The sequence below is a fragment of the Aliirhizobium sp. YIM B11859 genome, from assembly GCF_057163345.1.
Genome location: NZ_JBXHAY010000006.1, coordinates 26,993 through 48,726, shown reverse-complemented (window position 1 = coordinate 48,726; position 21,734 = coordinate 26,993). Strand labels below are relative to the sequence as shown.

The following is a 21,734-nucleotide window of genomic DNA, read 5'->3' as shown; positions in this document are numbered from 1 at the left end:
GTTCACCGCTCCCGATCGTCCCGGTCACGCTCCTTCTGCTCTTGCTGCTCGCGCTCCAACTCCTCCAACCGAGGAATGTGCTGCTGAGCCGGATCGCTTCTCGTGGTCTCGCCACTCTGCCGGGCAGTATCTCTTTCTCGGTTCGATCGATCAAGATGCCGATTGGTAGCATCGACGGCGGCTGCCAGATCATGAGCCTCGCGTCCGCTAAGATCGTCCGCGCTGAGCTCGTCTGAGGCCTCTGCAGGGTTGCGCTGCTGCTCACCGACGGTATCGACGTCTGCCGAATTCGTCTGGTTGCTATCGTCAGTCTGGCCCCGCCGCTCTGCAGTCGCCTCAGTTCGGTCGACGGCTGCTCGAAGGTCACGGTCCTCCTCCGCCACTTCGCGCAGATAGCTATTGCCTTGCGCTACGAGCTTCGCGGCTTCTTCCAACGCGCGGGTTAGCCCCGCGCGATAAGAGTCCTCATTATCGTTCGAGAAAGTCCCAGCTTCGACCTGATCAAGGGCCTCGTGGTAATGCTCGATCGTTAGCATCGCCTCATTACCTGCATCAACGACCGCCTCGCCATGCCGCTCGACAGCGGCAGCCCACCGGTCGTTGGCATCATCGCGAGGCTGATCGGCGCGCCCTGATGCCGGACGATCGCTCGCCTGACGGTCGCTATCTCTTTCGTGGATTTCCAGAAGCTCGCGCCGAATATTCACGATGTCGCGGGCCGCACCCGAAACCTCTTCAAAGCTCGCACGCTCGCCAGCCTCAGTGCCCCGCTCAAGTTTGAACAGAGCGGACTCTACCGACTTTTCATAGGCTTCGAATTCTGAACGCGACTGTTGACGCAAATCTTGACCCTCCAAAAGCATGCTCTGGAGTGACATCATATTGGTTCGGAAACTAGATGTAAAATCGGGACGCGTCATATCGGCTTTTTCTGCCGCTAAAGGCCTGGAAATGCCTTTTGATAGCGCAGAGTATCGGGATTCAGCAAAAGCCGTAATGTTTCGGTCTCCACCGACGGAAGCAATCTTCTGCCAAGTCTCCTGCACCATTTTGGTGTAGAAAATGCTTCGTTCGCTGGATGCCACCGTCCGTCGCTCCCGACGTTTGGCGCCATATCGCGCCTGAGCGGGCAAGCTCGTGCCGACATGCTCGGTGCGACCGTCGAGGTTTACTGCCCGAACCTGGTTGCGCGTGAATGCCGGTGCGCTCGCGAATTCGCGTCTATCGGTCATCTCCATCTCGATGCCGTGTTCACGCGCCTTCTCCGCCATGACAGCCCGCCAGTGCCGAAACACCGCAGGTGTCGTTTCGATCCGATCACCAGCCTCCGATCGCATGGTGACGATCGCATGCGCATGGACGTGCGGCCGCTTTCCACCATTCGTCGCCTCTTTTGGGTCATGCTCTGGATCGTGCATGGCAAAGACATACCGATGGCTTGCAAACTGCTGGGCGAGGAAATCCCGGACTGCGCCTTCAAATGCCGTCGCATCCGTTCCAGCCCGCGCCGACATGATCACATGCATCAGGTCGCGCCCTTTTCGGCTATGCAGCTCTCGGCGCCACTCCTTTTGCACCAGATCGCCGGCATCAGTGCCATTGGCGATAAGGCGCCCCTTCTCATCCTTCACCTCGGAGCCGGCCTCCACGAGATCACGCAGCCGGCTAACGCCATATTCGACTCCGTTCCCGTGTCCGGTAAATGTGAACCTCGCCGACTTCGCGACACCGGCGGCGCTTGCATCGTAACGGCCTTGAACGATCTCTGATGCTTTGGCATCCGCCGTCAGACGCTCGCCCTTTCCGCTCCTAAGGACCATCACGCCCGACACTCGAGCTGTGCCATCCGGCCGCGAAGCGATCGCATAGGCGTATCGACGATCGCCAAGCCCGCTCCGCAGAACGTCAGTGATATGGCCATGCATGTCGGCACCCGATGGCACGGTCGCCAATTCCACGGCAAAGCTGCCGATGTCTCGGCTCTCGGTTCGGTTTTGGAAGAGATGATCCCAGTCATGCCGCACGCGGGCGAGCTCGTCGCGGCCTCGCAGCGTCTCGCCGTTCTCGGTTTCGACCTTCAATTCACCGCTTCGCGCCACATAGTTCAGCATCGCGCCCAGCCGAGCGCCGCCACCGTATGAGGCCATCTTCACGACCGCCGGCTGGCTACCCTTGGCGATGCCCGTCATTCGAGCTTCCATCGAGCGACCAGCACCGCCCGAAAACATCCCGGCTGACGGCGAACCCTTTAAGCCGCGACCGAAGTCCATCCGGATGGATCGGCCTTGGCCACCGCCGCCGCCTCCGGAGCCGCCAAGCTGCTCAGCCCGCTTCAGGCGTTTCTCCAGATCATCGAACGCGGACCCTCGGCCGTTCGCCATATCCTGAAGCAAAACTGCGCGTCGCTGCTCCCACTCACTGGTGAATGCCCCGAAAAAGAGCTCCATGCCTCAGCCTTCCCCGCGCCGTTGATGGCCGGCTCGCCGGGCGAGCGAACTCAGTTCGCTCATTACCGCCGCCTGAACGCGCTGCACATTGGCAAGGTTTATGTCGAGTTCGCTCGGATGAACGCCCTTTCCACTGTTCAGGGTACGGGCGACTTGGTTCAGGTTTATGCCAATCATTCGCATGTCTTCGAGCAACGCTGCCATGATCATGCGATCCTCGCGGGTCAATACCGGCCGCACGCCAGCCCCCTCCAACAGGAGTGAGCGGAAGAAGCCAGAGACGCTCATTCCAGCGGCAGCAGCCGCGGTCTCGATTGCATCGTGCTCGGCTTTGGTGACCCTAACGTGGACCGTTTTACCTTTTCTGCCGAGCGCCTTTAGCGCCGCTGATGCCTTTTCATCCATTGGCCAAAAAGCCCTTTCGGAGCGTTGCGACAATGATCGAGGACGTGTTCCTCGATAGCAGATAAAAATGTAGCACATTTTTACGTATCCTGCCACCCTAGACACCTAAAGACTAATCTAACTTCAACCTTACATGTCGAAAAACTAACGACGAAAACGCTCACCAAGTTTCACATCCGAAGCCGCCCGTGACCGCCGTTGGCAGCACTTAGTCTTTGCTCGCAAGAGACGCTCTGCCTTTCACCCTTGCGGTCTGCGGACGACAGGCAAAGTCCCCCGGACGCTGCTCTCGGTTCACCTTCAAGCCTCAAAGTGTGGGCAGAAGAAACACCGCACGTCCGTGTGGTCGTACGATGTGAAAGTCATCCGTCATTATTTCACATGGCAAGAACCAGTGCCCGAGACGAGTGAAATCTCACACCATCTCCGCATATCTGCGATCGATGGTTTCAATTCGTGCGATCGATCTTTCACACGATATTGTCACACGACATATTCCTACGATGTGATCGATTGGTCAGGGCGTTTGAAAAACAGTGCGATCACGATGCCCCAAGTGCCGCCTGCACAAGCTGTTCAACCAATGTTTGATTGCGCGAGTCCCGGCGGTTAGAACTGTCAGCGATATTTTTGAGGATTGAAACGACACAGGATTATTCGATGACGATTTGCATTTCTGCCGTTAGCGGCAAAGGTGGCGCCGGAAAGACGACTGCGGTCATCCTGCTTGCTGGTGAACTGGCTCTCCAAGACAAGCGGGTCCTGCTGATAGACGCAGATGGCCGTCAGAACTTGCGGGAATGGTGGAAGCGCTCGTCTGACAAAGATAACCAGCCGGTCGGCATAGACCTCGTCACGGCCGCGCGGCAGCAGTCAATTCAGCAAATCCTCGAAAATGACGCTGAGAAATACGACGTCGTCATTATGGATTCCCCGGGGCAGGACACCGTTCTCCGCGACACGATTATCGCAGGGTCCGACATCGTGCTGACACCGATTCAGCCAAACCAGGACGAAATCCTTGCAGCTGGCCAGGCGGCGCAGGATATCGCAGACACCGCTGACAGGACCGGTCGGGCAATCCCTCATGTGAACTTTGTCACTCGGATCACGGTTCCGGCGCGCGCACTGGAGGCCTATCGGCTGATCCGGCCGTTCATCGCGAACTTGCAGGAAGGAGGATACGATTCTCACCTGCTGGAGACCGAGCTCTACGAGCGCAACTGCTACAGGGAGGTCCGCAATGGTTACGGAACAGTCCAAATGCTGGAGGTGACCGAGCCAGTCCGCAAAGCCCGGGTTGAGATCTTGAATCTGACCCAGGAGATCGAAAAATTTCTACCGCAATCTGCAAGGAGCTAATCCATGGCGAAAGGACAGACAACGATCTCGGACTTCGCGGTCGCCCCACGTCGGGCACGCATCGATCCCGTTACGGAAACACTGACGCCCGAGCGGGAGACTTCTCAATCAAACGAAGCCGAGCAGATGAGCGTCCCCAGTTTGATCGCGCCAAATTCTGAGACGCGCAAACAGCGCGCGACCGCGAGAGCGCTCGAACAGGAAGAGTCACGCGTCCGACTGAGCGATCTCAAACGAGCCAAGGCCCGAGAGAGCAAACATTATGTAAACTGCCCGCTCGATTACGATACGAAAAAGCGGCTCGAGCGCGCGGCCTCTGAAAATGACTTGAAGATGACCGTAATCATCAAGGCCGCGATTGATCAGTACCTTCGCGACAACGGTTATTGAGCCTTGCGTCAGTTAGGATCCGGGCTACGGATCCTACGAAATCACACGCAGCAGCACAACTCCGCGCAGCACTGTCTCGACTACCATTACTCTCTTTGCTTGCGTGCGAGGCGACTATCCCTATTCATCGCAACCGAAGGGGCCATTGTCACATGTGACCCCAAATAGGTTATAAACCGCAGAGGAATCGCTCAAAACGAATGATGCCAAAATGAACCGATTTGGTGCATAGTATCCACCTAAGGGTGGGATAGGGAAAAAGACTGAAAATGCCGAAGTTGAAGGACCTTGATAAGTTCAAAAATGCCAAAGGCCTTGTAGAGACGACGGATTCCCAATCTGAAAGGCCGCTATATCGTCGACCTGGTTTCGAAGGGACAGTCAGCTTCGAGGCAATGGACGATAGGATTTCTTCCTATCTTTCTAATGCCCGTGAGGCCGCTGGGATTTCTCGCGCCGAATTTGCAGCAATGATCGGGCTTGCGACCGCCGTCTATGGCCGCTACGAGCGCGCGGAATCTCGCATGACCGTCACGCGAATGATCCACCTATGCGAGTTGCTCGACATTCTCCCCATCGACATGATCAGCGTGGTTGCGCCCCATCTTTACGGCCGAACACCTGAAGAGGCGAAAGACTACGTCGAACTGACCCACATCATCAGACATTTGCCACACGACACCGTGCGCGATCTCATGGGTTTGCTGAAGCGGATGACCCCAGACTCGACGCCCAGCGATCAAGCTTCCAACAGCTAAGCACTTCGTCAAGCTCCCCGATGCGCCCATGCGAATGGGGATCGCTTGGACCTCGGCAATCTTTGAAAAAATCAGAAACTTGAGCTTTAGCCTATCGGGGTGAAGCTCACGTGCTCGTACCGAGCTTGTGGCCCTAGCACCGCACTTTAGGTGGCGTAGAAATGGCGCAGTTGGACCGCAAATGGCGGAAGCTCCAGAAGGCAGTCGTCCCGCTTCGGTTTACCACGAGACTTCGGCCGGCACTTCGGCGCAATTTGAATAAGCGCGTTCTGGCCTTCGTCTGCTGCGCCCACCCCTAAGGGTGGGCTTCGGCCCTACGGGCTGGCAAACCAAACCGGGCCGAAACCCGGTTCTTGAAGCCGCCCTTAATGGGGCGGCCCTGCGCTGATGATTGCGTCGAATGCAGCTTCTTCCGCTGCGTTCTGCTGCTCAGCTAATGCCAGCTCGGCTGCGATCTTGCGATGCTCGGCTGCATCACCGATACCGCCAGCTCGGCACGAAGTTCCTGAATGTGATCGTAAGTGGTCATCGTCGGCTCCTTTGAATGAAAACAAAGGATCCGCCCCAAGATGGACGGCTCGGGTCAATGACCGCGAAGCGGCCCGCAAGGGTGGATGGGGGAGCCGATTTTGTTGCGTAGCGGCAAAATTGGGGGAACCGTCCATCATTGAGGCGAGACGGCCAACTTGGTTTAATCGGCCCATGTTGAGAGAGAGAATACCTGTCCGTATGGCACCATTTGATGCGGAAGCATGCCTCGCTACTCGACTCCGGCAGGGGAATTAGATCGTCGCCATACTCCCCGCTTACGTGCCTGCGGCATTTCTCCCTTCCCTGCTATCTCGCCGCAGCCGCGCTCGCGCCGGATGATTGTGTCCATATGCGCTGCCCCACTTGATGGCCGACCGCCGAGGAGTTTTTCAGGGCGGCGATGCTGCGACGGGTGCACACCAGACACGTCTCGGTCGCTCACGCAGATATAGCCTGTGATTAGGCATGGAATAAGGACCCCGCATTTGGGGTGATCGGCGTCCAAACGGGACCCCCATCTGCGATGGGGTTAGGACAGCCTCCGGTTACATCGGAGGCTATGCTTGTTGTGGAAACAATTTTGAAGATACGACGCCTCGCACATGTGCAGGGCAAGACGATCAAGGCGATCTGCCGGGAGTTGGGTATATCGCGGAAAGTGGTGCGGAAGGTTCTACGCACTGATGAGACGGAGTTCAAATACGAGCGAACCCGTCAACCTCAGCCGAAGCTAGGGCCCTGGTGCGATCGTCTCGATGGAATACTGCTTGCCAATGAGGCCAAGGCTTCCCGAGAACGGCTGACGCTAATCCGGATATATGAGGATTTGCGCGACCTCGGCTATGAAGGCGGCTACGACACCGTTCGGCGTTATGCGAGGACATGGTCGAAAGAGCGCGGGGCCGTGACAGCGCAAGCATACGTGCCGCTCTATTACGCGCCCGGCGAAGCCTACCAGTTCGACTGGAGCCACGAGATCGTCGTGCTCAATGGGGTGACGACGACGGTGAAGGTAGCCCATGTTCGGCTCTGCAACAGCCGGATGATGTATGTGAGAGCCTATCCGCGCGAGACGCAGGAGATGGTCTTCGATGCTCATGACAGGGCATTCGCCTTCTTCGGCGGAGCCTGCACGCGCGGCATCTATGATAATATGAGGACGGCGGTGGACGCGGTCTTCGTTGGCAAGGAGCGGCAATATAACCGTCGATTTCTGCAGATGTGCAGCCACTTTCTTGTCGAGCCGGTGGCCTGCACGCCAGCGTCTGGCTGGGAGAAGGGTCAGGTCGAGAACCAGGTCAATCTGGTGCGGGAACGCTTCTTCACGCCGCGGCTACGGTTCCAATCCTATGACGAGATGAACGGCTGGCTGCTGGATAAGTGCATCGGTTACGCTCGTGCACATAAGCATGTTGATCAAACGGAACGCACCATCTGGGAGGTGTTCGAAGGTGAGCGGTCACACCTGATCGGGTATCCCGGCAAGTTCGACGGATTCCATACGGTCCAGGCCTCGATCGGCAAGACCTGCCTCGTGCGTTTCGACAACAACAAATACTCAGTGCTGTCCACTGCGGTTGGTCGTCCAGCCGAGATACAGGCTTATGCCGATCGCATCGTCATCCGGCAAGATGGCGTCGAGATCGGTCAGCACGATCGCTGCTTCAGCCGCGGTGAGACGATCTATAATCCATGGCATTACGTGCCTGTCTTGACCCGCAAGCCTGGAGCTTTGCGCAACGGTGCGCCGTTCCATGACTGGGTTTTGCCTGCTGCGATGGAGAAGGTGCGTCGTCGGTTGAAGGCCATGCATGACGGCGACCGGCAGATGGTGTCGATCCTCGACTGTGTCAGTCTGGATGGACTTTCCACCGTCGAAGCGGCCTGCCAAGAGGCGCTGGATCAGGGTGTGTTCTCGTCCGCCGTCATCATCAACATTCTGGCCCGCAAGCGTGATCCGCAGCCGGCCGCCATCCTTTCCATTCCCGATGCGCTTCGGCTAACCCACGAGCCTCTTGCCGATTGCGCCCGTTACGATAGCCTCAGGAGGGCAAGCTGATATGGAACGATCCCAAATCCTAGATATGATGGGCACGCTGAAGCTGTTCGGCATGCGCAGCGCCTATGACGAGACGATGGCTTCCGGAATCAAGCGCCAGCACGAACCACCCCGCATCGTCGGCGACCTGTTGCAGTCGGAGATTGCCGAGAAGCAGGCACGCACCGTCAAATACCAGATTGCGGTCGCCAAGCTGCCGCTGGCCAGGGACATCAATGACTTCGACTTCACCGACACGCCTGTGAATGAAGGGCTGGTGCGCCAGCTCACCGCAGGCCGCTGCGCTAGATTGAAAGCTCCGGGCCTACGCGCGCTGACCCTATGCAACCAGAGGCAGGGGTCCTTTTTGGGAGCCGATAGGGGGTCCCGTTACGACGCCGATTGACAGTCTGGTACGGTCTAACCGTCATGCTTCTGTCGAGCCGCCCTTTCCGTGCGGCATATGAGAGGTTCGGTCGATGGATTGAGCGTTCTATCGGGACGCTGCTGGCGGCGTTTGGGGTCAGGTTGATATCCGAGAAGCTTCTATGAGCATGAATGGTCAAAAGACAGAGGCCAGCCAGGCAGTTAGAGTCAACGCATCCCTGCAAACACGACCACGATGATGAGGGCTGACCCGCTTCTGGTCTTGATAGGAATCGAACCGTCGTGTGCCCAAACAAGGTAGGAAATCACTGAAAATTCCGTTTCTTCACCTTCAGTGTGTCCGGATGCAGATAGAGGATTTCGCCCGTTGCCTCGGCCAACAACTTGCCGATCTTCATGGTGAGGATCACTGCCAGATCATCAGCATTGGCCACCATCAGGTCGTAGAGCTTGCGCAAAACCACCGCACGTTCCTTGCAGGTCTTTTTTGCCCAGAGTTTTTGCGCCTTGTAAACGGCATCGATGGCGCGGGCTGCATCCGCGCGTGGCATATCCGGATGCGTTGCGATCACCTCGCCGGTCGAGGGATTGCCGAATTCGAATGCCGCACGGCCCTCACCTTCTGCTCGCCATACACCGGCAATCAGGACCTCGTCTGTGGCTCAAGATGGATCGGCTAACAAGTGTGCCGGACAGGGCCATGACGCTTGGAGGCGAACACCTGCTTGGCCTTCCAACCTACAGGGCAGGCATGCGCGCGATCGGCGAGTTCGGGTCCGCTTTCGCAGCCGGATTGACGATGTCGTTGGGCACCTTTGCCTCAACGGGCAGCAAGTTCATGTGGCCCGGAAGGTGGCCGGCGACCGGGTGGATGGCGAAACGGACTTCCTCCCCGTCGCACGCAGGTCGTTTCGTTGTCTGTTGTCACCGGCAGCGCTACAATTTTTAGCTTGGCTACCATTCAGCCACGCTCCCATCCGAATGGCGCCACAGCGGATTTCGCCATCGATGACCATTTTTTGCCATTTCGATGACATGCGCCTCGTTGACCTCGATCCCGAGGCCATGTCCTTGCGGTATTGCGACAAATCCGTCCTCATAGCGGAAGACATCTTCGTTGCCGATATAGTCCAGAAGATCGCTACCCGCGTTGTAGTGAATGCCGAGGCTCTGCTCCTGAATGAAGGCATTATAGCTGACGGCGTCGAGCTGTAAGCAGGCAGCGAGCGCTATGGGACCGAGCGGGCAATGTGGTGCCAAGGCGACATCGTAAGCTTCCGCCATCGTCGCGATCTTGCGGCACTCCGTAATACCGCCTGCATGCGAGAGATCCGGCTGGATGATATCGACATAGCCGTTGGCCAAGACGGATTTGAAATCCCAGCGTGAATAAAGCCGCTCGCCCAGCGCGATCGGCGCCGAGCAATGGTTGGCGATCTCCTTCAGCGCCTCCAGGTTTTCCGAAAGCACCGGTTCCTCGATGAACATCAGCTTGAATTGCTCGAGTTCCTTGGCCAGCACCTTTGCCATCGGCTTGTGCACCCGGCCGTGGAAATCCGCACCGATGCCGATATGGGGTCCAACCGCATCCCGCACGGCCCCGATCGTCGCGATAATCGCATCGATCTTGTCATAGCCATCGACGATCTGCAATTCCTCCGCGCCGTTCATCTTGATTGCCTTGAAGCCGGCGGCAACAGCATCCCTGGCATTGCGCGAGACGTCGCTTGGCCGGTCTCCGCCGATCCAGGAATAGACCTTGATCCGGTCGCGGCATTGACCGCCGAGCAGCGCATGGACCGGCTGGCCGAGCGCCTTGCCCTTGATGTCCCAAAGCGCCTGATCGATGCCGGCGATGGCGCTCATATGGATGGCTCCTCCGCGATAAAACCCGCCGCGATACATGACGTTCCAGTGATCCTCGATCAGGAGCGGGTCCTTGCCGATTATGTAGTCTTCAAGTTCGTGGACCGCCGCCTGCACCGTCAGCGCCCGCCCCTCGACGACCGGCTCGCCCCAGCCGGTAATGCCCTCGTCTGTCTCGATCTTGAGAAACATCCAACGCGGCGGGACGATATAGGTGGTGAGTTTTGTAATCTTCATGACGTGCCTGTCTCCCAGCTTTCACTGCTACATCCGCAAGAGCGGCCGCTCAGCCGGAGATGGAATATCCGCCATCGACCGGGATCGCTGTGCCGGTGATGAACTGTGATCCCGGCCCCGCCAGAAACGCGGCAATGCCTTCGAAATCCTCGCCGATTCCCCAACGTCCGGCAGGGGTGCGCGACATCACCTTGTCGTTTAGTCCCGCCACGTCTTGCCGCGCGGAGGCACCGAGGTCTGTGTCTATCCAACCTGGCAGAACCGCGTTGACCTGGATATTGTCCGGTGCCCAGGCGACCGCGAGCGATCGGGTGAGCTGGACGATGCCGCCCTTGCTGGCGCCGTAGGCCGGCGCAAAGGATGCGCCGAATATCGACGTCATTGAACCGATATTGATGATCTTACCGTTGCCGGACGCCTTCAGCGCCGGGTAAGCCGCCTGCGCACAGACGAATGCTGCCGTCAGATTGGTCTGGATGACCCGGTGCCAGTCGGCGAGATCGAAGATCTCAGGCGCCCGACGAACGTTGATGCCTGCATTGTTGACGAGAATATCCAGGCGCCCTTCGGCTTTGGCAAGATTCCGGACAGCGTCCGCGGAGGCACTCTCGTCGCTGACATCGAGTTCGAGAAAGCGGCCCGCGACACCGGTAGCCTCCAGAAGCCGCAGCGCGTCTTCGCCCTTGGATGGATTACGCCCGGCAATCACCACTCTTGCTCCCGCCTTCGCCAGACCGAGCGCCATGGAAAGCCCGATACCGCCATTGCCGCCGGTGACCAGCGCCACTTTTCCGGAAAGGGAGAACATAGAGTTTGTCATCGCAACACCACCGATCAGAATGAAAGCTGAACCTTCATGGAACGTGAACGGTCCGTCGCCAGCATGAAGGCCTCATCCGCCTCCTGAAAAGGCAGGGTATCCGTCACCAGGGGCTTCAGATCGAGGCCGCCGGCATTCATAAGATTCACCGCCATCTGGAACTCGCTATCGAACCGGAAGGTGCCGCGCAGCTGCAACTCCTTGGTGACGATGGCATTGATCGGCAGCGTCACATCTCCCCCCAGTCCCACCTGAACGATGATGCCGCCTGCCCGAATGGCCGGAAGCGCCGTATTGAGCGCGACCTGATTGCCGGACGCTTCGAACAACACATCGATCGTGCCTTTGCCGGTGCTGTAGGGAGCCAGCGCATCCGGTGTGGCTGCCATGTTGAAGACTTCGGTTGCCCCGAGCGCGCGGGCAATCCCGAGCGGGAACGCGCCGACATCGGTCGCGATGACCTCTGCCGCCCCGCCATGGCGGGCAACCAGCACGCAAAGTGCGCCGATCGGGCCGCAACCGGTCACCAAGACCCGCTTGCCAAGGAGCGAACCGGCCTGCTTGGCCGCGTGCAACACCACGGCCAAAGGCTCGGCCATGGCCGCTTCCGCCATGCTCACATGATCCGCGATCGGGATCGCCTGGGCGGCGCTGACGGTGATGTTCTGCCGGAATCCGCCCTGCGCATGGGGAAGCCGCATGGCGCTCCCCATGAACTGCATGTTGAGGCATTGATTGTGGGCGCCCTGCCGGCAATATTCGCATTCATAGCAGGGCGAGCTTGGATTGACGGAAACCCGCATCCCCGGCACGATATGTGAAACGCCGGAGCCGCATTCCTCGACAATTCCCGCCATTTCGTGGCCGAGTGCCATCGGTTCGCGCACGCGAATGGTGCCGGAGCCGCCATGCAGATAATAATGGAGGTCGGAGCCACAAATGCCACCGGCCTTGATAGCAATCCGGACCTGACCGGCAGCCGGAGCAACGCTTGCCACCGGCTCTATCCGAAGATCCTTCTGCGCGTGAATGATAACGCCGAGCATTGAGTTCATCCTTGCTGATAAATCTTGAAGGTAAGCCGATGGCCGTCAGAGCACCGAGATCATGCCGCCATCGACATAGATGATCTGGCCGTTGACATATCCTGAGGCTTCCGAGGCCAGGAAGATTGCCGTCCCGACCAGCTCGTCCGGCCGGCCCCAGCGGCGCGCCGGTGTCCTGCTCTTAACCCATCCATCGAATTGCGGGTTGCTGACCAGCGCTTCGTTCATGTCGGTCAGCATGTAACCGGGGCCGATGGCATTGGCCTGCAATCCGTGTTCCCCCCATTCGGCGGCCATGGCCTTGGTCAGCATCTTCACGCCGCCCTTGGCGACCGTGTAGGGTGCAACGGTGGCGCGTGCCAGTTCGCTGGTCAGCGATCCGATATTGATGATCTTGCCGTAACCGCGCGCAACCATGCGGCTGGCAGCGGCGCGACCGATCATGAAGGCACTGGTCAGATTGGTGTCGATCACTCTTTGCCAGTCGGAGGTAGCAAGCTCCAGCATCGGCTTTCGAAACTGGATGCCGGCATTGTTGACGAGGATGTCGATCGCAACACCCTCCTCATCGAACCGCTTGAAGGCCGCCTCGATAGCCGCTTCGTCCGTGACATCAAAGGCACTGCCGGCAACGTTGAAACCCTTGGCTGCAAACTCGGAAATGGCGGCTTCCAGTCGCATCGGATCAGTGCCGTTGAGAACGATACGGGCGCCGGCCGCAGCCAGGCCTTCGGCGATCGCGCGGCCGAGACCGCGCGAGGAGCCTGTCACAAATGCAGTCTTGCCGGTCAAATCGAATAGTGTCGTGGACATGGATGCTACTCCTCAATCGAGATCGGTTCTGCGGACGATGAGGTCGGACCGTTCGAACACGGCCGGCAGCAACTCGACGCCGAGACCTGGCCCATCCATCGGATAGACATAGCCGTTTTCGATCCGCGGCACGGCGGTGACCAGTTCCTTGTACCAGCCGGTATAGAAGGCCCGCACGGATTCCTGGATCAACGTATTCGGCTGGCTGAACGACATGTGGATGGCGGCCGCGAATCCGACCGGGCCGATGCAGTCATGCGGGGCAAAGGGCCGGTGATAGGTTTCCGCCATCGAGGCGATCTTGCGTCCCTCGGTCAAGCCGCCGGTCCAGCACAGATCGACCATCACCACATGGGCAGCATCCCGGTCCAGCATGTCCTTGTAGGGGAACCGTGTTCCAAGCGTTTCGCTGGCACAGACCCAGACGTCCGTCGAGCGTGCGTATTCGGCAAGCGCCTGCGGCGAGTTCATCCTGATCGGGTCTTCGTACCAGTAGGGCTTGTAGGGTTCGAGCGCGCGGGCGATCTTCATCGCCGTGGGCAGGTTCCACAGCGAGTGGAATTCCACCATGATGTCCATCTTGTCGCCGACAGCCTTGCGGATCTTCTCGAAAGGTGAAATCGCCTGCTTCATCTGCTCGGCCGAGATATTCAGGCCGTTGCTCTCGATCGCCGCCGGATCGAACGGCCAGATCTTCATCGCCGTGATGCCATTCTCCAGCAGGTTCTCGGCCAGCGCGCCGGCATCCGTCATGAAGCCTTCCAGATCCTCATAGGGTCCTCCTGCTTCACTTTTCTTGAAGTTCCAGTTCGACACCGGTTTGATATTGTTGGAGCGGACATACCCGTAGCCGGCGCAGGTATTGTAGACGCGCAGCTTTTCGACGCACAGGCCGCCCAGCATCTGGTGGAGGGGCTGGTTGCAGACCTTGCCGAAAATATCCCACAGGGCGATGTCGATCGCCGAGACGGCGCGATGTTCGACGCCCGTCGAGGACTGGGCCATCGGCAAGTTGAGCATCTCCTTGTGCAGAGCCTCTATATGCAGCGGGTTCTTGCCCATCAGGCGCACGCAGAGCGTATCGTGAATGTGAGCTTCCACCGCGCCGGCGCCGTAGAAAGTCTCGCCCAGTCCCACGATCCCGGCGTCGGTATGAACGCGGACCCACAATACGTTGGCGAACTCTCTGGTTCTAAGGGTTTCGATACGGGTGATCTTCACGCGAGGCATTCCTTCTTTTGATTGCAGCGGATGCGCGGAAAAAGTGTTCCCGTGCCGACGGCAATTCTTGCGAGTTTGTACAAGACCTGAAATATTGAGAAATATCTGGACGCAGTGCGTCGTGACAGCCGGGGCGGTGCGCCTCTCGGCAGGTAGTATGCAAGGAATAACCTATGGCCAACAAGGACAAGACCGTTGCGAAGGAGGGCGAAGGCAGTGTTCAGGAGAAGAGGCGCAACAGCGTCAACCTGACCGACCTTGCCTACGAGAGGCTTGAACATCTCATCATCACCTGTGATCTCCAGCCGGGCCGGTTCCTGTCCATCCAGGACCTGCAGCAGGCGACCGGACTGAGCCGCACCCCGGTGCATCAGGCCGTCAGCCGGCTGGCGGCCGATACGCTGGTAATCATCCAGCCTCGCCACGGCCTGCAGATCGCGCCGATCGACCTTGCGCGCGAAAGAATGCTTCTGCGGCTGCGGCGCGACCTCGAACGCTTCGTTGTGTCGCTTGCCGCGGAACATTCCACCTCCACGCATCGCTCTCAGATGCTGCATATCGCGCGCATCCTGAAGGATCAGCGGGACACGCTGGCAATCAGCGAGTTCAACATCTTCGACAGGCGCATCGACAAACTGATCCTGCTGGCGGCGGGCGAACCCTTTCTGGAACATACGCTGCGGCCGCTGCACACGCTGTTCAGGCGCATCGGCCTCATCCACCACCGTAATATAGGCGGTGCAGAAAGCCTTGCCGGCAGCATCCAGAGTCATATCGCCATCCTCGAGGCAATCGCCAAGCGCAATGTCTCCCTGGCCGTGGAGGCATCCGACCACCTGATCGACTACGTCGACACAATGTTCGACACGCTCGAACGGGAGATAGATCCCTCCATTCTCGATTCGAGCCTGGAATCGTTGGTGTCTCTCTGAGATATTCTGCAAAACATAGTCACGCGTCATGATTATCTGGCCCAATTGCTATCCCGGGTTCAGGGCCTCAGCCGCAGTCCGGTATCGGCTTCAAACAGGACTGCCTCGTCGAAGTTGAACGACAGCGAAACGGGATCGCTGGCCTTAAGGCCGGTATAGCCCTGCTCCGTCACCATGACGGCGTCGAGTTCACCTTCTTCGCGATGCGCAGTGCGGGCATTGCGAAGCGTCACGGCGATCACCGATTCCGCGCCGATATGCTCGACAAGCGACACCGTACCCTCGACGCTGCCCGGCTGAAGCTCGGGCGTCAGCTTGATCGCGTTCGGACGGATGCCGAACAGGACCTTGCCATTCGTCTTGACCGCGGCCGCCAGGCTTTGCGGCAATGCAAGCGAAATGCCGCCGACGCTAACAGTACCGGCTGCCGCATCGGCCTCAATGAGGTTCATCGGCGGTGTGCCGATAAAACGTGCCACATAGGTGTTGGCAGGGTCGGTATAGATCTCGCGCGAAGAACCGAACTGCTGGACGATGCCGTCACGCATCAGGGCGATCTTGCTTCCCATTGTCATCGCCTCGACCTGGTCATGGGTGACGTAGACGAACGTGCCGCCGATATCGGCATGCAGTTTGGAAATCTCGGCACGCATCGATGTTCTCAACTTGGCGTCGAGGTTGGAAAGCGGCTCGTCCATGAGGAAGACTTCGGGCTGCCGCACCATTGCCCGGCCCAGAGCGACGCGCTGGCGCTGTCCGCCTGAGAGCGTGCGGGGAAACCGGTCGAGCATCTCGGTCAAGCCTAGAATTTTGGCGTTGCGCATGACCGTTTCCTTGACCTGCGGCGAATTCTCGATCCTGCGTTTGGCAAGAGCTCCGATAATCGGCAGGTGGTACCACCAGCGGAACTGTTTCATGATCAGCGGAAAGGTCATGTTCCGCCGCACTGTCAGATGCGGGTAGAGCGCATAGGACTGAAACACGAAGGCCATATCGCGGTCGCTTGGCGGCAGATTGTCGACGCGGCGGTTGTTGATCATGATCTCTCCGCCGGAAATGCTTTCTAGGCCCGCAAGCATGCGAAGAAGCGTCGATTTCCCACAGCCCGACGGGCCGAGAAGAACAAGGAACTCGCCATCCGGAACGGAAATGTCGATATTCTTGATTACTTCCTTGGCGCCGAAGCTCTTGTTGACGCTTTTCAAGGTGATGGATGCCATGTCGAAGATCCTTTATCAGCCCTTGACGCTACCGGCCGTCATACCGGCCACGACGTAACGCTGGACAAGAAGGTAGAAGAGAACGGCTGGAAGCGTGTAGATGAAGCCGACTGCCATGACTGAATGGACGGGTGTCGAAAGCTCGCCAACGAAACCGGCAAGACCGACCGAAGCGGTGCGCAGGCTTTCGCTGCTGATCAACGTCTGGGCAAACACGTATTCGTTCCAGCCGTTGAAGAATGCGATGACCGAAGCTGCCGCAAGTGTCGGGCCAATGAGCGGAACCACGATCAATAGCACCACGTCGAGTTTCGAGCAGCCTTCCATGCGGGCAGCCTCTTCGACCTCGATCGGCACCGCATCGATGGCGCCCTTGAGTATCCAGGTGATCACCGGCACGGTGAAGGCCGTATTGGCCAGGACCAGGCCTGTCAGCGTGTTCAAGAGGGCCAGATCGCCGAAGATCGCGTAAAGGGGGACGACGAGCATCGCTTCGGGCAGCATCTGGGTTGCGAACAGTACGAAACCGAGAAGGGCAAGGCCGGCAAACCGGAAGCGCGAGAGCGCATAAGCCGGCAGGATCGCCAGAGCGATACTGAGCACCGTCGTGCCGGCGGCAACGATGAAACTGTTCTTGAGCCAGGTCGCGACGGGAATGGTGTTGAACACATCCCTGTAGACATGCAGTTCCGACAGGGAGGGCAGAAATTGCGGTGTCGCGGCGAAAAGCTCCGCGGAGGTGGTCAGCGACGTCACGAACATCCAGTAGATCGGAAATACCGCGACACCGAGCAGCGCCAGGACGCCGATCATGCGTAGACTGTGCTGCCAGGGAGAGGTTCTCATGCATTCCTCCCCTGGGCGCGCTCGGCCCGCTGCGAGATCTTGAAATAGACGATTGTCACGACCAGCGCGATGACCAGACCGACCATACCGATGGAAGCGGCGCTGCCCAATTCGCGATAGACGAAGCCCTGACGATACAGCTCGATCACCAGCGTGTTGGTCGCACCGATCGGTCCGCCCTGGGTCATGAGCCAGATCAGGTCGAAGCGTCGCAGCGACCAGATCGTGACGAACAAGGCGAGTAGAAGGACAGTCGGCTGGATGGTCGGCCAGACAGCCGTCTTGAAGACGTTGAAGCGATCCGCCCCATCGATGACCGCAGCCTCGCGCACTTCTGAGGGAACTCCCTGGAGAGCCGCCAAAATCACCACCGACGAAAACGGAAAGATCTGCCAGATCGTGGTGATCATGATCGCCGGCAAAGCCAGCGACGGATTGTCCAGCCAGTTCTCACCGGAAAAGGGCAGCCCCAGGACCCGCAGCGAATAATTGAACACGCCGTATTGCGAATTGAGCATCCAGGTGAAGATCAGCGCCACCGCAACCGGCGGAGCCGCCCACGGCACCGTCACCAGGGCGCGGGCAATGCCGCGCCCGGTGAAGGGATTGTTCAGGAGCAGCGCCGTCCCGAGGCCGAACCCGATCGCCAGGATCACGCAGAGAACCGTGTAGATCAACGTGACCCAGAGAACCTGCGCAAAATCGCTGGTTTCGAAAATGTAGAGATAGTTTTCGAAACCGACGAACAGCTGGTCGTCCGGCGACAGAAGCGAAGTCGACGTGAAGCTGAGCTTCAGTTCCTGCAAAAGAGGGTAGATCTGAAACAGCAGAAGATAGAGGGCAACAGGCGCGGCGAACCAATAAGGTGTCCACCGGCTGCCCTCTATCCCGCTGCGTGAACCGGATGATCGCATCGACATCACTCGCTATCTGAAATGCGGGACGGTTACGGGTAGCGCCACTAGCGGCGCAGCACCCGGCGCTCGATCAGACGCTGGGCCGCGTCCATGGCGTCCTTTGGGTCTTCTCCGCCCTGCAGGACCTTGAGCACACCTTCGAGAACGATCTGCTGGATCTCCGGCGTCTTCGTCTCGTTGCCCATGACTAGCTGTGGCACCGCCGTTTCGACCTGCTTGTCGTAGACTGTCAGCCATGGCTGAGCGGCGATATCCTCCGGGGTGCGCTCGACGACAGTGCCGACGATGGTCCCCATGGCTTTTTGCAGGTCCTTTTGGTTTTCCGGCTGCAGGGCCCATTTCAGGAATGCTACCGAAGCATCCTTGTGCTTGGTGTTGGCGTTGATCGTCAGCATGGTCATGATCAAGCCCTGAGCAGGCGTCGGGAAAGGCGACGGTGCCGCGGCGAAGGGAAGATTCGGGGAATTCTGGTGAAAGATTGCTGCGACTCCGCCGTTATCGACGTTCATGGCGATCTTGCCTTCCCAAAACATCCGCCGATAGGTAGCCGCATCGGCTCCCTTCGGAATGACATCGAGATCATAGACAGCTTTGTAGGCAGCAATGCCCTTAATGACTTCCGGGCTGTTGACCGTCAGCTTGCCGGTTTCATCGCTCCAGCGACCACCGAAGCCGTAGACGAAATTGCAGACGTCCTGCCAGAAACCGGCCCGCTCCGCCATCGTGGCGCGGTACGCGTAACCGTATTTGCCATCACCAGTGTTGGCTTTCGCGACCTTGAGGAAGTCCTCGAAATTGGTCGGCGGCGCGCCCTTGACGATATCTTTGTTGTAGAGAAGCCCGTAGCCGGTGGAGTCGAAGATAACACCGTAGCGCTTTCCATCGACGGGCAGGTATTTGTCCGGGCCGATGAACTTGTACTGCGACGGATCGACAATACCTTCGAGTGGCAGCACTTTGCCCGACGGAACGGCTGCGAAATAGTCGATCTGATCGAAGCGGATGAGATCCGGTCCGCCGCCGCCTCCCATCTGCGTGAAGATGGTATTGGCGAAGCTGGAGAACGGAATAGCGATCGGTTCGACCTCTACCTTGTCCTGGCTTTCGTTGAATTTCTGAACCCACGCCTTGGTCCGGTCACCGCGGCCGGCCTCTGAAAACATGGCTGCGGCAAAGGTGATTTTCTCCTTTGCCTGCTGCGCAAATGCCGGGCCGCCGAACACCGAGACCATCAGTGCCGACGCGAGAATGCTGCGCGCAAATGTACGTTTTGAATACAGGTATGCCATCAGGATCTCCTCCATCCTTGTGCATATCCGGCCGACGTTTCCTCCACCGCCGGGTATGCTTCCTCATCCTCAACCTAGAATGTTGTGATATTTCACAAAAGTCAACGACGATTTCGTCGCCGGTTTTGTCGAGCCGGTTTTGGCGGCCAAAACGGCAGACGTGGATATTGAACCGCACCGGGTTTGCCGGAAGCCATTTCGTTTGAGTTATCCGTTCAAGCGGGTCGGCGCGGTTGCTTGGCGTGACCCTATCCTCGCTGACGAACGATCAGGGCGAAGATCGCGATGAGGGTCAGTTGCAATTGGACTTGGGGATGTAGGCAGAAACGAAAAAGTCTGCGCGGGAGGAATGCGCAGGCTTTTCGAAATCATTGGACACCGGCTGGGAGGAGGAGTGCCGCTGTCTGTTCAGGCTATCGTATCACCTGCGGAGTGCCATCACGCCGGAGACGGTCAGTCACCAAAGGACCGGTCTTGATCCAATTGCAGCGCCCAACTGGAGCGCCTCGGGCGACACGCAGCTGGTTATGTCCCTGGCACCGGAAAATCCTTCGCGGATGGTGGGTTGCAGGGAACTGCGATATGCGCAAGTCTGGGACCACTATATTCAAGAGCCTTTTCATTCAGATGTCCAAACATCCTGCCATACCGGGTACGGACCTTATCACGATCCGCGATTTGCTCGCCAGACATGAAAGACGGTGCGGGCGTTCGCTCCTCGCGACCGCCATCGAGGATCGCAAACTTCCCGCGCAAGAAGCTGACGCTCTTCTTAGGCAAACTGCCGTCGCAGGCTATCTTGAATGGAGCGGCGGAAGCGGCGAGAACCTGGATTGGGACCTGACAGACCTTGGCCGACGTCTTCTCGCGGACAGTCTTGGCGCGAAAATATCGCGCGAGAAGGCCCAGGCGATACTCGGTGAAGTCATCAGGCGAGCACGTGCGATCAACAATGATCCCGATCGTCTTGCACGGGTAACAGAAATCAGGCTGTTCGGAAGCGTGCTCGACGCGGGTCGAGACGATTACGGGGACGTCGACATCGAGGCCGAGATCAGTATCCGAAGGCTTCCCGAAGACGAGGTCACCCAGGCTCACGCCAAAATTGCTGCCAAAGTCCCGCGCTCGTAGCGAAATCACTTCATCCGCATGCTGAACGCCGAAGAGAATTACGATAGCAGCAATGCCTTCGCTACCCTCAAGAAGGGCATTACAGGCCTTTCCCTTTCCCAAGATGCAAGACGGACACTCGGCTGCGAGTTCCGGCGCATCTATCGGCTCGATCTTCACTCCGGCGAGGACCTTCGCTGGATGAAACCATAACCCCTCGCACGACGCCGCCCCCAAAGACGGCACCAGAGATATCGGCTCCTCCCCTCCCCGAGCAGACAGTGGTCCGCCCGATCGGACTTGCCGATCCGGACGAGAAAATTCGCTCAGCCAATCTCAAGCTTTGGATGCAGGAGCTTACGGAGATGGAGGCAAGGGCATGGCTCGGTGACGAGAAGTCGGATGGCACTCGCGTTCCCGTAGATGTCCGCAAAGCACCTGATCAGCGGTTTGCTGGTGCGCAATTTCTGTTCGACGATTGGCGCGACACGAGCCTGACGGTTCTCGAACTATTTCAAAGGACGCTCGATTGGGCGGCGCTCTACGATCTTCCAATCTCCCGGGGCGATCGCCGGTTCATGCTACGCACATACCAGAATACGCGCGTGGCGAATTTTCGTGCGCTTATGGTCCAGCGGGTCGCAGATCGCATCGAAGCCTATCTCGCACCCGCCAAACAGAAAGGCGCGAATGCTCGTTGGGACAAGCTGGGCTCCTCGACGTTCACGACGCCGAGGATGGTGGCCGCTCATTACAGCTTGGCAGTCGCGCTGGCCCGACTGCTGGACGAGACCGGCCTGACCGGGCAGACCACGTTTACAGCCGAGTTTGACCTCACGGACGAGAGGCGAAACCTTTACCCCGCACTACCCGATCTATCTGGAACTTCCCGGCGCCTGCAAACGGCATTGTCAAAAGTGACATTCCCGAAAGCAGTGATGGAGGAGGCCATCCGTCACAGCCGAGACCGTCGGCGCTTACATTCACACGGCCAACTGGCTGACATGCCTACGACTTAATCCCATATTCCTTTATCATCTCATCTCTTAGTTTACGATGCAGGATTGATCGGCTGAGGTTTGACAACGGATCGGAAACG

Annotated in this window: 17 protein-coding genes and 4 pseudogenes; 7 read left to right on the top strand and 14 right to left on the bottom strand. The window is 58.6% G+C overall.

Features of this window, described 5'->3' with window-relative positions:
- Nucleotides 1–2: 2 nt before the first annotated feature.
- Both AC2GXZ_RS21660 and AC2GXZ_RS21655 read right to left on the bottom strand, forming a co-directional pair.
- Nucleotides 3–2,447 carry a conjugal transfer protein TraA gene (locus tag AC2GXZ_RS21660; RefSeq protein ID WP_483761291.1) on the bottom strand — a complete coding sequence of 815 codons (2,445 nt, stop codon included), beginning with the start codon at nucleotides 2,445–2,447 and terminating at the stop codon, nucleotides 3–5.
- 3 nt (nucleotides 2,448–2,450) lie between these two features.
- Complete coding sequence (locus AC2GXZ_RS21655; RefSeq protein ID WP_483761290.1) at nucleotides 2,451–2,852, bottom strand: plasmid mobilization protein; 402 nt, start codon at nucleotides 2,850–2,852, stop codon at nucleotides 2,451–2,453.
- A 660-nt stretch (nucleotides 2,853–3,512) separates the two neighbouring features.
- Between AC2GXZ_RS21655 and AC2GXZ_RS21650 the strand changes: the two genes are divergently transcribed.
- From AC2GXZ_RS21650 to AC2GXZ_RS21630, 5 genes and pseudogenes are all read left to right on the top strand, one after another.
- On the top strand, nucleotides 3,513–4,214 hold the full coding sequence (locus AC2GXZ_RS21650; protein ID WP_483761289.1) for a ParA family protein: 702 nt from the start codon (nucleotides 3,513–3,515) through the stop codon (nucleotides 4,212–4,214).
- A 3-nt stretch (nucleotides 4,215–4,217) separates the two neighbouring features.
- A complete protein-coding gene (locus AC2GXZ_RS21645; RefSeq protein WP_483761288.1) occupies nucleotides 4,218–4,604 on the top strand; it encodes a hypothetical protein in 387 nt (128 codons plus the stop codon).
- A gap of 269 nt (nucleotides 4,605–4,873) precedes the next feature.
- Nucleotides 4,874–5,362 (top strand): helix-turn-helix transcriptional regulator, encoded by a 489-nt coding sequence (locus tag AC2GXZ_RS21640; protein ID WP_483761287.1) that lies wholly within the window; start codon nucleotides 4,874–4,876, stop codon nucleotides 5,360–5,362.
- Between the two features lie 1,090 nt (nucleotides 5,363–6,452).
- A pseudogene (gene istA, locus AC2GXZ_RS21635) lies at nucleotides 6,453–8,021 on the top strand (IS21 family transposase).
- Nucleotides 7,954–8,229, top strand: a pseudogene (locus AC2GXZ_RS21630) (ATP-binding protein); the annotation flags it as partial. The pseudogenes istA and AC2GXZ_RS21630, both read left to right, overlap by 68 nt.
- Nucleotides 8,230–8,668: 439 nt before the next feature.
- On the opposite strand, the pseudogene AC2GXZ_RS21625 reads toward AC2GXZ_RS21630, so the two are convergent.
- The 7 genes and pseudogenes from AC2GXZ_RS21625 to AC2GXZ_RS21595 form a co-directional block, all read right to left on the bottom strand.
- Nucleotides 8,669–8,980: pseudogene (locus tag AC2GXZ_RS21625) on the bottom strand (aldehyde dehydrogenase family protein); the annotation flags it as partial.
- 41 nt (nucleotides 8,981–9,021) lie between these two features.
- Nucleotides 9,022–9,239: pseudogene (locus AC2GXZ_RS21620) on the bottom strand (NAD(P)(+) transhydrogenase (Re/Si-specific) subunit beta); the annotation flags it as partial.
- Between the two features lie 33 nt (nucleotides 9,240–9,272).
- A complete protein-coding gene (gene dgoD / locus AC2GXZ_RS21615) occupies nucleotides 9,273–10,421 on the bottom strand; it encodes a galactonate dehydratase (protein ID WP_483761286.1) in 1,149 nt (382 codons plus the stop codon).
- A 49-nt stretch (nucleotides 10,422–10,470) separates the two neighbouring features.
- The gene (locus AC2GXZ_RS21610; RefSeq protein ID WP_483761285.1) at nucleotides 10,471–11,241 is read right to left on the bottom strand and encodes an SDR family NAD(P)-dependent oxidoreductase; all 771 of its coding nucleotides are present in this window, start codon (nucleotides 11,239–11,241) and stop codon (nucleotides 10,471–10,473) included.
- A gap of 14 nt (nucleotides 11,242–11,255) precedes the next feature.
- Nucleotides 11,256–12,287 carry an L-idonate 5-dehydrogenase gene (locus AC2GXZ_RS21605; protein ID WP_483761284.1) on the bottom strand — a complete coding sequence of 344 codons (1,032 nt, stop codon included), beginning with the start codon at nucleotides 12,285–12,287 and terminating at the stop codon, nucleotides 11,256–11,258.
- Between the two features lie 45 nt (nucleotides 12,288–12,332).
- On the bottom strand, nucleotides 12,333–13,100 hold the full coding sequence (locus AC2GXZ_RS21600; RefSeq protein WP_483761283.1) for an SDR family oxidoreductase: 768 nt from the start codon (nucleotides 13,098–13,100) through the stop codon (nucleotides 12,333–12,335).
- 12 nt (nucleotides 13,101–13,112) lie between these two features.
- A complete protein-coding gene (locus AC2GXZ_RS21595) occupies nucleotides 13,113–14,321 on the bottom strand; it encodes a mandelate racemase/muconate lactonizing enzyme family protein (protein WP_483761282.1) in 1,209 nt (402 codons plus the stop codon).
- A gap of 173 nt (nucleotides 14,322–14,494) precedes the next feature.
- On the opposite strand from AC2GXZ_RS21595, the gene AC2GXZ_RS21590 reads away from it, so the two are divergent.
- On the top strand, nucleotides 14,495–15,253 hold the full coding sequence (locus AC2GXZ_RS21590; protein WP_483761281.1) for a GntR family transcriptional regulator: 759 nt from the start codon (nucleotides 14,495–14,497) through the stop codon (nucleotides 15,251–15,253).
- 59 nt (nucleotides 15,254–15,312) lie between these two features.
- Here AC2GXZ_RS21590 and AC2GXZ_RS21585 read toward each other — a convergent pair whose 3' ends face one another.
- From AC2GXZ_RS21585 to AC2GXZ_RS21565, 5 genes are all read right to left on the bottom strand, one after another.
- Entirely contained in the window at nucleotides 15,313–16,473 is a 1,161-nt protein-coding gene (locus AC2GXZ_RS21585) for an ABC transporter ATP-binding protein (protein WP_483761280.1), read from the bottom strand.
- A gap of 15 nt (nucleotides 16,474–16,488) precedes the next feature.
- Nucleotides 16,489–17,319 (bottom strand): carbohydrate ABC transporter permease, encoded by an 831-nt coding sequence (locus AC2GXZ_RS21580; RefSeq protein WP_483761279.1) that lies wholly within the window; start codon nucleotides 17,317–17,319, stop codon nucleotides 16,489–16,491.
- On the bottom strand, nucleotides 17,316–18,239 hold the full coding sequence (locus AC2GXZ_RS21575) for a carbohydrate ABC transporter permease (RefSeq protein WP_483761278.1): 924 nt from the start codon (nucleotides 18,237–18,239) through the stop codon (nucleotides 17,316–17,318). Before AC2GXZ_RS21575 ends, AC2GXZ_RS21580 begins: the two co-directional genes overlap by 4 nt.
- 41 nt (nucleotides 18,240–18,280) lie before the next feature.
- Entirely contained in the window at nucleotides 18,281–19,525 is a 1,245-nt protein-coding gene (locus tag AC2GXZ_RS21570; RefSeq protein ID WP_483761277.1) for an ABC transporter substrate-binding protein, read from the bottom strand.
- Between the two features lie 525 nt (nucleotides 19,526–20,050).
- Complete coding sequence (locus AC2GXZ_RS21565) at nucleotides 20,051–20,815, bottom strand: hypothetical protein (protein WP_483761276.1); 765 nt, start codon at nucleotides 20,813–20,815, stop codon at nucleotides 20,051–20,053.
- Nucleotides 20,816–20,916: 101 nt separating this feature from the next.
- On the opposite strand from AC2GXZ_RS21565, the gene AC2GXZ_RS21560 reads away from it, so the two are divergent.
- Nucleotides 20,917–21,654: a hypothetical protein gene (locus AC2GXZ_RS21560; RefSeq protein ID WP_483761275.1), complete on the top strand. Its 738-nt coding sequence runs from the start codon at nucleotides 20,917–20,919 to the stop codon at nucleotides 21,652–21,654.
- The last annotated feature ends 80 nt before the right edge of the window (nucleotides 21,655–21,734 follow it).